This window comes from Hymenobacter sp., from assembly GCF_035709525.1.
Lineage (GTDB): Bacteria > Bacteroidota > Bacteroidia > Cytophagales > Hymenobacteraceae > Hymenobacter.
On record NZ_DASTEP010000055.1, the window covers coordinates 62,871 to 74,478 of the forward strand.

8 protein-coding genes are annotated in these 11,608 nt (G+C 63.2%); 6 read left to right on the plus strand and 2 right to left on the minus strand.

What is annotated here, in order from left to right; genetic code table 11:
- Nucleotides 1-264: 264 nt before the first annotated feature.
- The 5 genes from rpsF to VFO93_RS04990 all read left to right on the plus strand — a co-directional run bounded on the left by rpsF (nucleotide 265) and on the right by VFO93_RS04990 (nucleotide 6,088).
- Nucleotides 265-645 carry a 30S ribosomal protein S6 gene (rpsF, locus tag VFO93_RS04970; RefSeq protein WP_325133225.1) on the plus strand — a complete coding sequence of 127 codons (381 nt, stop codon included), beginning with the start codon at nucleotides 265-267 and terminating at the stop codon, nucleotides 643-645.
- A gap of 20 nt (nucleotides 646-665) precedes the next feature.
- Nucleotides 666-935, plus strand: a complete 270-nt coding sequence (rpsR, locus tag VFO93_RS04975; protein ID WP_325133226.1) for a 30S ribosomal protein S18 — start codon at nucleotides 666-668, stop codon at nucleotides 933-935.
- Nucleotides 936-946: 11 nt separating this feature from the next.
- Nucleotides 947-1,390, plus strand: a complete 444-nt coding sequence (gene rplI / locus VFO93_RS04980) for a 50S ribosomal protein L9 (protein ID WP_325133227.1) — start codon at nucleotides 947-949, stop codon at nucleotides 1,388-1,390.
- A gap of 192 nt (nucleotides 1,391-1,582) precedes the next feature.
- Nucleotides 1,583-3,967 carry a GSCFA domain-containing protein gene (locus VFO93_RS04985; RefSeq protein ID WP_325133228.1) on the plus strand — a complete coding sequence of 795 codons (2,385 nt, stop codon included), beginning with the start codon at nucleotides 1,583-1,585 and terminating at the stop codon, nucleotides 3,965-3,967.
- 60 nt (nucleotides 3,968-4,027) lie between these two features.
- A complete protein-coding gene (locus tag VFO93_RS04990) occupies nucleotides 4,028-6,088 on the plus strand; it encodes a thioredoxin domain-containing protein (RefSeq protein WP_325133229.1) in 2,061 nt (686 codons plus the stop codon).
- Between the two features lie 9 nt (nucleotides 6,089-6,097).
- Here VFO93_RS04990 and VFO93_RS04995 read toward each other — a convergent pair whose 3' ends face one another.
- Both VFO93_RS04995 and VFO93_RS05000 read right to left on the minus strand, forming a co-directional pair.
- Nucleotides 6,098-8,029: an ATP-binding protein gene (locus VFO93_RS04995; protein WP_325133230.1), complete on the minus strand. Its 1,932-nt coding sequence runs from the start codon at nucleotides 8,027-8,029 to the stop codon at nucleotides 6,098-6,100.
- 438 nt (nucleotides 8,030-8,467) lie between these two features.
- Nucleotides 8,468-9,121, minus strand: a complete 654-nt coding sequence (locus VFO93_RS05000; protein WP_325133231.1) for a response regulator transcription factor — start codon at nucleotides 9,119-9,121, stop codon at nucleotides 8,468-8,470.
- Between the two features lie 148 nt (nucleotides 9,122-9,269).
- On the opposite strand from VFO93_RS05000, the gene priA reads away from it, so the two are divergent.
- Nucleotides 9,270-11,608: replication restart helicase PriA (gene priA, locus VFO93_RS05005; RefSeq protein WP_325133232.1), on the plus strand; the 2,339-nt coding region annotated here is incomplete at its 3' end.

An 11,608-nucleotide genomic window follows, 5' to 3' on the forward strand; every position in this document is an offset into this window, starting at 1 on the left:
CCGGCCTTATTTTTAAGCAGCGCTTCCAGATTTATACTAAAGGTATTGGTCAATAGGGGCATCGCCAATGCACGAGCTTACTTTTAGAACATGCCTTTTTCATCAACCTAAAAGGGCTTACTATAATGCTATACCACATTGCGCAAGTGCAGGTGAAGCAAAGTAGTTACCACTGGCTATTTTAGGCGGTGCTTGGTAATCTACCGCTAAATCAGTACCTTTGCACCCCAATTCATTTTTTCATTCATAAAATCAACCCCGTCAATGGACGTAAGAAATTACGAGACGGTCTTCATCCTCACCCCCGTGCTGAACGAGGGCCAGGTGCAAGAGACGGTCGAGAAGTTCTCGCAGGTGCTTAAGGAAAATGGCGCCGACCTCATTTCTACTGAAGCCTGGGGCTTGCGCAAGCTGGCTTACCCGATTCAAAAGAAATCCACTGGTTACTACTTCACGCTGACCTACAACCACAGCGGCGAAGGCAACATCGTAGACGTACTCGAGCTGGCTTTCCGCCGCGACGAGCGCGTTATCCGCTTTCTGACCACGGTGCTCGACAAGCACTCGGTGACCTACAACGAGCGCCGCCGCAATGGTGAGATGAACCAGCCCAAGCCCCAGCCGGCCGAAGCTGCCGCTCAGTAACCCTCTAAGCAAGCAATACGATGGCTACGCAAAACAACCGCAACAACCGCGACAACGGCAACAAGCCCGTTGACACGCGCAACAAGTACTGCCGCTTTAAGAAAAACGGCATCAAGTACGTGGACTACAAAGACCCGAACTTCCTGCTGAAGTTTGTGAACGAGCAGGGCCGCTTGCTGCCCCGCCGCATCACCGGCACCAGCCTGAAATTCCAGCGCAAAGTGGCCCAGGCCGTGGCGAAAGCCCGCCACTTGGCCCTGATGCCCTACGTAACTGACGCCCTGAAATAAGCTTTATAGAGATGGAAATCATTCTGAAAGACGACGTTAAGGGTCTGGGCTACAAGAACGACCTCGTAACGGTGAAGTCGGGCTACGGCCGCAACTACCTGTTGCCCCAGGGCCTGGCCATGCTGGCCGACAAATCGGCGAAGAAAATCGTAGCCGAAAACGTGCGCCAAGCTGCTCACAAAGCTGAGAAAGTGAAAGCTGATGCCCAGGCAGTAGCTGACCAAATCGGCGACCAGGTATTCGAGCTGCCCGCCAAGGTAGGCGAAACCGGCAAAATTTTCGGCCGCGTAACGACCCTGCAACTGGCCGACGCCCTGAAAGCCAAAGGCATCGACGTAGACCGCAAGCGCCTGAGCTTCGACCAGGAGCCCGGCACCGCTGGCGACTACACCGCTACCCTGAACCTGCACAAGGAAGTGAAGCACGCGGTTAATTTCCGCGTGGTAGCTGCTTAGTTTTTGAGCTGTTAGCTATTAGCCGTTGGCTGCTAGCTCTTCTCCATAAGAAAGCCCTGATGAGTGGCCCTGCTATTGGCAAGGTCGTTTCATCAGGGCTTTTTCTTTGTTTAGCAAGCACTTAATAGGAGCAAAAAGCCAACAGCCAGCCGCTACAAGCTAACAGCCACCTAACGCCTACCTTTGTAGCTCATGTTTCGGACTGAATTAACTATTGCGCCGCAGGAGCGGCTACTACCGCGCACGGCGCGGGTGCTGACGGTGGGCTCGTGTTTTGCCGACAGCATCGGCGAGCGGCTGCGCCTCAACAAGGTAAACGCGCTGGTCAATCCTTTTGGCACGGTGTTTCAGCCGCTGGCGCTGGCGCAGCTGCTGCGCGCGGCGGCGGGTGAAGAGCAGGACTGGCAGCAGCACGTAGTAGAAGCCCGCGGCCGCTGGCAGAGCTACGACTTCCACAGCACTGTCGGGGCCGAGTCGCCGGTTGAGCTGCTGCAAACCATCCAGGAAAAGGTGCGGCAGGTCGGCGAGTTTATCCGCACGGCCGACGCGGTGGTGCTAACTCTGGGCACCGCCTGGGCCTACCGCCTGCGCGAGACTGGTGAGCTAGTGAGCAACCTGCACAAGCTGCCCGCTGGCCTCTTTGAAAAAGAGCTACTCACCGCCGACGAGATAGTAAATGGCTTGGCGGAGGTTCATGCCCTGCTACGGCGGCTTAATCCCAATATTCGCATCGTACTCACGGTGAGCCCCGTGCGGCACATTAAAGACACGCTGCCGCTAAATGCGGTGAGCAAGTCGGTGCTGCGCGTGGCCTGCCACTATTTGAGCGAGTTGCTGCCCAACGTCAGCTATTTCCCGGCCTACGAGCTGCTGACCGACGACCTGCGCGACTACCGCTTCTACGCGGCCGATATGCTGCACCCGTCAGAAGTAGCCGAGGATTACATCTGGGAGCGGTTTGCGCGGGCCTACTTCGACACTGATTTTGGGCGCTTCCGCAAGGAGTGGGCGGCCGTGCGGCAATCGCTGGGCCACCGGCCGCTGCACATCGGCGCGCCCGAGCACCGCACCTTCCTCGACCAGACCCACGAGCGGTTGGAGCGCCTCACCAGTCAAGGGGTGGACGTGCGCCAAGAGCTGCGCGACGTGCAACGCCAGCTCGCGGCTTTGCCTCCGCCCCGCCCGGCGCGAGTAGTTGAAGAGCTGGAAGACGATGGCGAGGAGCGCATTGATATCGGCGATGGCACGCCTACGATGGCCGCCACCGGAACCAGCGAGCAGCCCGACCGCCGCAACGACCGTACTACCCGCCGCGATGGCCGCGACAACCGCCGCAGCGACCGCAATAACCGCGACCGACGCGATAACCGCCCTGTCCCTACCGCGCTGCCAGCTGCGGAGGAGTTGGTGCTACCGACCGAAGAAGTAGCCGAAGAATCGGTAGTCGCCTCGGCGGAGGCGCTACTCGTTAGCCCCGAGGCGGAGCTTTTGCTACCCACCCTAGAGGGAACTGAGGCCTACCCGGCCAAAAAGAAAAAGCGGCGCTCGCGCGGCGGTGCCAAGCGCACGGCCCGTAAAAACGCCGCCCGCCTGGCGGGTGAGCAGGGCAGCGTAGCGGCCCCGGAAGGCGAGGACGACACCGACGAACTGGAAACAGCTACCGAATCGGTAGATGCGTCGATTCCCGACGCCGTTTTCTCGGAGCCATTCTCCCTGGCCGAGTTGCCAGCAGCGGATACTGCAAGCCCAGAAACTACTGATTTTGAAGTAGCCGCCGACCAGCCCGAAATTGATGCGACCGAGCCGCCAGCAGATGCTGAGCCAGCAGCTACGGAGCAGCCCGCTACGGTGCGGCGGCGTGGCACCGGGCCCACGCCTAAAAAGTCGAAGGTGATAACCAAGTCGGGCCTGGTGAAGCGCGGGCAGCGCGGTAGCCTATACCGCACGCCCACCCCGGCCCCGGAAGAAACTGGCACGCCTACGCTGGGAGCGGCCCCGATTATTTCGTCGCCCATCATCCCGGAAGTGCTACTGGAACGCCCGGCAAACAACCTGGCCAGCTCTCCAGAGCCTGCGGCCGAGCCCGATTTGGCTGCTACCGTGCTGGGCCTGTACGCTACCAAGCCCAAGGCCTCGGTAGCCACGACCCAGCCCAAGCGGGGCCGCCCCAAAGCGGCTACTACCAATCCGCCTCCGACTGATACCGCACCGACAACGACCGTTGCGCCCGACGCTAGCGCGCCAGCTCCCGCAGCAGTTGCCTCATCCGACGCCGCCACGCCTGTAGCTTCGGAGGTCGTGCCAGTTGAAGCTGTAGCTCCGGCAGCCACAGCAGAGCCAGCAACCACAGAAGCAGCCCCTGTACCAACGGAAGCAGCGCCAGCCAAAGCAGCGGCTAAAGCTAAAAAGCCGGCCGCCCGCCCGGCCAAAGCCAAAGCAGCCAAGCCAACCGCCGCGAAGAAACCAGCCGCCAAGCCCGCCGCGGCTAAAAAAACGACTGCTACCACTACTGCCCGCCGGGGCCGCCCGCCGGGCAAAAAAGCCGCCCCGGATGCGCCCGACGCCCCGGCCGCGTAGCCTTTCTCAAAACCCAGCCCCAACCGGCTGGGTTTTGTTTTACCCAGCGCGCTCTCACTTATGTCTGCCTTCTCCCCTACCCCGCCGGCCAACCGCCTGGCCCGCGAAACCAGCCCCTACCTGCTGCAACACGCCCACAACCCCGTGGACTGGTACCCCTGGGGCCCCGAGGCCCTGGCTCGGGCCCAGGCCGAGCAGAAGCCCATCATCGTGAGTATTGGCTACGCGGCCTGCCACTGGTGCCACGTGATGGAGCGCGAGTCGTTTGAGAATGAGCAGGTAGCGCGGGTGATGAACGAGTATTTCGTTTGCATCAAAGTTGACCGCGAGGAGCGGCCCGACATCGACCAGATTTATCTAGACGCCGTGCAGGCAATGGGCATTCGGGGCGGCTGGCCGCTCAACGTGATGCTGACGCCCAAGGCCAAGCCTTTTTATGGCGGCACCTATTTCGCGCCCGGCAACTGGGTCAAGCTGCTCGAAAACATCGCCCAAGCCTACGCTGGCGAGCACCGCGCCGAGCTGGAAAACTCGGCCGAGCGCTTCACCCAGGCGCTGCAAGGCAGCGCGCTGGCCAAGCACAGCGCGGCCGATAGCGCGCCGGCCGCCGACGTGAGCGACGATGAATTCCGGCTGCTGGCTTACAACCTGATGCAGCGCTTTGACCGCGAGCGTGGGGGCACCAGCCACGCCCCCAAATTTCCGATGCCCGGCATCTGGCGATTTTTGCTGCGTGCCTACCACGTCTCCGATAGCCCGGCTCTCCTAAACCAACTCACCCTCACGCTGCGCGAAATGGCCTGGGGCGGCCTCTACGACCAAGTGGGCGGCGGCTGGGCGCGCTACTCGGTCGATGCCGAGTGGCTGGTGCCGCATTTCGAAAAAATGCTGTACGACAACGGCCAGCTGCTCAGCCTCTACAGCGAGGCGTACCAAGTAACGCGTGACCCGCTGTACCGCGAAGTAGTGCTGCAAACCGTGGCTTGGGTGCGCCGCGAGCTCACCAACCCCGAGGGCGGCTTCTATTCGTCGCTTGATGCGGACAGCGAGGGCGTGGAAGGCAAATTCTACGTCTGGACACGCGAGGAATTGCAACAGGTGCTGGGCGACGAGGAGCCGCTGGCGGCGGCCTACTACCACTGCACCGGCGTGGGCAACTGGGAGCACGGTACCAATATCCTGCACCGCCGCCTGTCCGACGTTGACTTTGCCAGCGCGCACGACCTCGACCCACCCGTGCTGGCCCAGTTGGTGCACGGCTGGCAAAAAAAGCTGCTGGCCGCCCGCGCCCACCGCGTGCGCCCGGCGCTCGACGACAAAGTACTAACCGGCTGGAACGCTCTCATGCTGAGCGGTCTGGTAGCCGCCTACCGCGCCTTCGGCGAAGCCGAGCTTTTGGAGTTGGCGCTCCGCAACGCCAAATTTTTAAAGCAAAACTTACGCGACGGGCCACGCCTCTATCGCACCTGGAAAAACGGCCGCGCCACCATCAGCGGCTTTCTGGAAGATTACGCGCTAGTCATCGAAGCCTACATCAGCCTCTACGAAGCCACTTTCACCGAAAGTTGGCTGCGCGAGGCCGAAAAACTGATGGAGTACGTAATTAGCAATTTCTTCGACCCCGCCGAGCAGCAATTTTTCTATACCGATGCCAGCGCCGAGCCGCTCATCGCCCGCAAAAAAGAGCTGTTCGACAACGTGATTCCGGCCTCCAACTCGGTGATGGCGCACAACCTGCTGCGCCTGGGCCGCCACCTCGAAAACGAACAATACCAGGCCCTAGCTACTGCCATGCTAAGCCAGGTGCGAAGCCTGGTAGTGAAAGAGCCGCAGCACCTGGCCAATTGGGCCAGCCTCTACGTAGCGCTGCTGCGCCCAGGGGCCGAGGTGGCCATCAGTGGCCCGCAGGCCGAGCAGCTGCGGCGCGAGCTCAGCCAGCATTTTCTACCCAACGATATTCTGGCCGGCGCGCTGCAAACCAGTAGCTTGCCCCTGCTGGAAGGCCGCGCTGCCACGACCGAAACGACCATCTATGTATGCCGCAACCGGGCCTGCCAGCTGCCGGTGCATTCGGTACCTGAGGCGCTCGCCCAACTGGCGCTGGCACCAGCACCGGGCTAGCTGGGCAGCCTACAGTGGCAGCACGGCTACTACCACAAAGCCCGTGGGGCCGGTTTCGTAGCGCACCGTGCCGCCCACGGCCTGGGCGCGGGCCTGCATATTGCGCAGGCCGTGGCCGCCGGGGCGCGGGGGGCCGTCGGGGCCCCGGCCATTGTCGGCCACGGTGAGGGTGAGGGCGGCGGGGGTAGCCGCTAGCGTCACGGTGAGGTGGGTGGCCTGGGCGTGCTTCACAGCGTTGTGCAGGGCCTCTTTATAAATGAGATACAGGTGGTGCAGCACCTCGGCCGGCAGCGGCGTGGCAGCCGGGGCGGTGGGTACCGCGAAGGCTATCTCGAGGGCAGCAGGTAGCGCCTGGGCAGCGTGGTCGCGCAAGCGCGTTATCAGTTGAGGCAGAGTATGCACCTCATCGTGCAGGTTCAATACCACGTCGCTCATCTGCTGCACGGCGTGGCGGGCGGTGCTGGCCAGCGTATCGAGGCGGGCGTGCAGGGGAGCCGCGGCGGGCACCAGCTCGCGCAGCACGCTGCTTTGCAAGCTCACTTGGGTAAGCAGGTTGCCGACATCGTCGTGCAGGTCGGCGGCTAGGCGCTGGCGCAGGGTGGCGGCGGCCTGCGCCTGCTGGGCACGCTGGCGGCGCCGGTACTGCCAAAAGCTGCCGCCCGCCAGCACCAGTAGTAACGTGGCCGCGCCGGCCGCGCCCGCCAGTTGCTGGCGGCTGCGCAGGCGCGTCAACTCTTCGGCCTGGGCGGCGAGGCGGGCCTGCTCTTGTGCCAGCTCTAGCTGCACCTGGGTGCGCGAGCGCGTGGCGCGAGCCTGTACGGCGGCCAGGCGGCGGCGGGTGTCTTCGCCGCCCAGGCTATCGGCATAAACGCTGGCCAGCACCTGATACTGGTAAGCCGCGCGCGAGCGGCCCAGCTGGTCGCTGGCCTGGGCCAGCAACTGGGCCGCATCGCGGGCAAGGGGGCGCAGGTGCCGGGGCCGGGCGGCGGCTAGGCTCAGCGCGGCGTAGCGGTGGGCGCTGTCGGGGCGGGTGGGCAGCCAGGCGCGGGCCAGCAGCAGGGCCGCCTGCGCCACCTGCTCGGGGGTGCCGGTGGCCTGGGCGCGGCGCAGCAGCTTGGTGGCAGCCGTGCGGGCGGCCGGGTAGTCGCCCAGCCGCTCGGTCATTTCGGCTACGCTGAGCTGTGTGGGCAGCAGCCCTTCGGCATTGTACACCACGGCGTAGCTGGCCTCGGCCTGCTGGTAGTAGCGGCGGGCCTGCCGCCAGTGCCGCTGCTGGCGGCTCAGGTCAGCCAGCACGCTGTAGAGGTACCCTACCGAGATGAGGTCGTGCGCGGCCGTAGCCAGGGGGCGGGCCTCGGCCACGTAGGCGCGGGCGGCGGCGGCCTCGCCCAGCGCCAGCTCGATGCGGGCAGCCAGCACCAGCTGAAACAGCAGCACCCGCGGGCTGCGCATGGTGCGGGCCAGCGCCAGCCCGTCGAGGCTGGGGCCAAGGGCAGCGGCCAGGTCACCCTGCTCCAGATAAATGCGAGCCAGATTGTAATGCAGGCGCGTGAGCGTGAAGCGGTTGCCCAAGCGCGTGCCCAGCGCCAGCGCCTGCCGCGTGTAGCGCAGGGCCGAGTCGTAGTTGTTGTGCGAGCGGTGGTAGTACCCCAGGTTAAACTGCGCCTCCAGCAGCCCCCGCTCGAAGTGCAGGCGCCGGGCCAGCGCCAGGGCCTGCCGCGCCGCGGCGAGCGACTGCGCGGCCTCGTTGGTGCGCAACACAAACGCCAGGGTATTGAGGCGCACCACGCGCAGCGTATCGGGCCGCTGGTCACGGTCCAGCAGGTGGCCGAGGCTGTCGCGCACCGCGCGCAGCCGCGCCAGCGGCACGGGCGGCCCCTGCGCCCGCGCGGTCCAGCCACTCACCAGCATCAGCAGGCAGCCCCATAGCAACGGGCGCAAAAAAACAGGCAGCGGCAGACAGAACATAACTCGCCGCAACAATACCACTAAAAAGTTTAGCTGAACGGGCATGCCTTGGCCGCGCTCCAGCAGCTACCGTATTGCGCCGCAGCAAGTAGCTGGTCCCGCCCCTACTGGCCCCACACGCAAACGCCTGCCCTGGTCAATAGACCGAGGCAGGCGTTTGAGTGTTTTCAACTCAGAAAGACGGATAGGTTTGCTTTGCATAGCCCAATCCAGCGCAGGCACTGCTACGCTGGCTTCAGGCCGCCGGCCCCAATGCAAGAGGCCAGAAAATAGAGATTATGGAATGCTTCGTGAGAAAAGAATGAACGCGCCTCACGTACATACAAAGTACGGTGCTGGCGCTACGCGGCGGTATGACACAAAAGGGCTATATGGCTAGCTAGCCCCGACCCTCTACCCACCGCCTACTCCTTAGCCGCGCCGCTTGAGGGCCAGCGCCAGCAGCTCACCTTTCGAGTTGATTTCCAGCTTGCGATACACCGCCCGGATGTGGTTTTTCACGGTATCGACGCTGAGGCCGTAGCGCGCGGCCACCAGCTTGTAGCTCAGGCCCTCTTCCAGCGCCGTCACTATTTCCTGCTCGCGGGGCGTGAGGCGGCGGGTGGGCTCGGCGGCCACCACCACCGGCGGCTGCCGCTGAAACGCCTGAATGACGTGCCGCGCCACCTGCGGGCTCATGGGCGAGCCGCCGGCCGCCACCTCCAGCAAATTTTCCTTGAGCTGCGGCAGCGGCGTGGTCTTTACCAGGTAGCCCACCGCACCGGCGCAAATGGCCTCGAACACCCGCGCCGCGTCGGCGTACACGCTCAGCATCAGCACCTGAGCTCTGGGCAGCACTGCCTTGATGAGGGGCAGCCCCTCGATGCCCGAGCGGCCGGGCAGGCCAATGTCGCTCAGCACCAGCACCGGCCCGCTTAGCCCCGGCGGCAGCCGGTGCAGAAAGTCCTCGACCGAGTCAGCCACCAGCACGCAGGCAAACTCGGGCTGGGAGCAGAGGTACTCCGATAGCGCCTCCCGGATGGCCGGCTGGTCTTCGATGAGGGCAAGGGGCAGGGGCGGTTGCATCGGGCAAAGGTACCGGCGCGGGTGCCCGGCGGGGCCGCCCGCCAAAACCGCTCTGCACCAACGTACTACCAACCTTCTACGGGCGCACGGGCACTATCCGGGCTGGCCGGGGTTATCTTTACTATTCGCCTGCCGCCAGTTGTTGCCCGTGTCGCTTACGTTCGAATTTGCCCAGCCTGCCCCGCTTCCAGCCCCCGCGCCCGACCGCGTGACGCTGTTCGTGGACGTGATTTTGCCCCTGCCGCTGCCCAAGCTCTACACCTACCGGGTGCCGTATGAGCTGAACGACAACGTGGTAGTAGGCGGCCGGGTCATCGTGCAGTTCGGCGCCAAGCGCACGCTGAGCTGCATCGTGGCCGCCGTGCACGAAACGCCGCCCAAGGAGTACCAGGCCAAGTACATCCTGGAATTTATCGACGACGCGCCGGTCGTAACGCAGCCGCAGCTCAAGCTATTTCGCTGGATGGCTGAGTACTACCTCTGCACGCTGGGCGAGGTCATAAACGCGGCGCTGCCCTCGGCGCTCAAGCTCTCGTCGGAGTCGCGCATTCAGCTGCACCCGGCCTTTATTGCCGAAGGCAGCCCCTACCCGCTCGATGACAAGGAGCAGCGCATCGTGGACGCACTAAGTAGCGAAGACGGCAAGGCGCTGACCTTTACCGAAGTGGGCGACCTGCTGGAAGTGGCTTCCTTTCACAAGGTTATCAAGTCGTTGATGCAGAAAGACGTTATCTTTCTCTTCGAGCAGATGGCCGACAAATACACGCCCAAAGTGGTGAAAAAGGTGCGCCTCGCCGAGCACTACGTCACGATGGCGGCCGTGGAGGAGCTCTTCAATACGCTGGCCAGCAAGCCCAAGCAGGTCGATGTGCTGCTGAAATACTTGCAGCGCGTGCCGGTGCATCACAACGAGCACCTCAACCACGTGGGCCTCGAAAAGGCGGCCCTCACCAGCTCGCCGCACCTGTCGCCCTCGGCCGTGAATACGCTGATAAAGAACGGTATCCTGGAGCAATTCGACCAGATAGTATCGCGCTTTCCGCTCGATGAAAACCCGGTGGCCCAGATGCCCTTCGCCCTCAGCGAAGCCCAGACCACGGCTCGCGACGAGGTGATGGCGCTCTTCAACCAGAAAAACATTGTGCTGCTGCACGGCGTCACGGGCTCGGGCAAAACGGAGATTTACATCGACCTCATCCGGCAGGCGATGGATGGCGGCGGGCAGGTGCTGTACCTACTCCCCGAAATCGCCCTCACGGCCCAGATTGTAACGCGCTTAATGCGCGTATTTGGCTCGCGCCTAGGGGTATATCACTCTAAATTCTCCGACAACGAGCGCGTCGAAGTCTGGAACGGCGTGCTCTCGGGCCGCTTCCAGGTAGTGGTGGGCGTGCGCTCGGCGGTATTCCTGCCGTTTGATAACCTGTCGCTTATCATCGTGGATGAGGAGCACGAAAGCTCCTACAAGCAATACGACCCCGCCCCGCGCTACAACGCCCGCGAAGTGGCGCTGATGATAGGCAACTTTCAAGGGGCCAAGGTTTTGCTGGGCTCGGCTACGCCGGCCGTGGAAACGTTTTACATGGCGCGGCAGGGGCGCTATGGGCTGGTGTCGCTCACCAAGCGCTTTGGCGAGGCGGGGATGCCCGAGATTGAGCTCATTGACACGCGCAAGCTGCGGGCCGACAAGAAGATGCACAACCACTTCTCGGCCGACCTCTTGAACGCGATGGAAAGCAAAATCGCGCAGAACGAGCAGGTTATCTTGTTTCAGAATCGGCGCGGCTACGCGCCCGTCACGGCCTGCCAGGACTGCGGCTACATCCCGAAGTGCCAGAGCTGCGCCGTGAGCCTCAGCTACCACAAGCACGCCCACGAGCTGCGCTGCCACTACTGCGGCTACCACGAAGGCATGCCCACGCAGTGCCCGGCCTGCGGCTCGCGGGCGCTGCGCACGCAGGGCTTTGGCACCGAAAAGCTGGAGGACGACCTCAAAATCATGCTGCCCCAGGCCAACGTGCAGCGCATGGACCTCGACACGACCCGCGCCAAAAACGCCTATCAGCAGATTATCGGCGACTTTGAGCAGCAGAAAACCAACGTGCTCGTGGGCACCCAGATGGTGACCAAAGGCCTCGACTTCGAGAACGTGAGCCTGGTGGGCATCGTCAATGCCGACGCTATTATCCACTACCCCGATTACCGGGCCCACGAGCGCGCCTACCAGATGTTTGTGCAGGTAAGCGGCCGGGCCGGGCGCAAGGGCAAGAAAGGCAAGGTGTTAATCCAGACCGCCGACCCTACCCAGGTTATTTTCGACAAGGTAATCCGCAACGACTACCTCGAATTTTACGAGTACGAGATAACCCAGCGCCGCGAGCACGAGTACCCGCCCTTCACGCGCATGATAAAGCTGACGGTGAAGCACATGGACCAGGAGCTGGCCCAAAAAGCCGCCATCCTGCTCACCCAGGAGCTGGCCGACCG

Bases quoted from the DNA above. Each gene is read 5' to 3' on its own strand.
- rplI (WP_325133227.1), top strand. From the start codon at position 947: ATGGAAATCATTCTGAAAGACGACGTTAAGGGTCTGGGCTACAAGAAC.
- rpsF (WP_325133225.1), top strand. From the start codon at position 265: ATGGACGTAAGAAATTACGAGACGGTCTTCATCCTCACCCCCGTGCTG.
- VFO93_RS05000 (WP_325133231.1), bottom strand. From the start codon at position 9,121: ATGCAACCGCCCCTGCCCCTTGCCCTCATCGAAGACCAGCCGGCCATC.
- VFO93_RS04990 (WP_325133229.1), top strand. From the start codon at position 4,028: ATGTCTGCCTTCTCCCCTACCCCGCCGGCCAACCGCCTGGCCCGCGAA.
- VFO93_RS04985 (WP_325133228.1), top strand. From the start codon at position 1,583: ATGTTTCGGACTGAATTAACTATTGCGCCGCAGGAGCGGCTACTACCG.
- rpsR (WP_325133226.1), top strand. From the start codon at position 666: ATGGCTACGCAAAACAACCGCAACAACCGCGACAACGGCAACAAGCCC.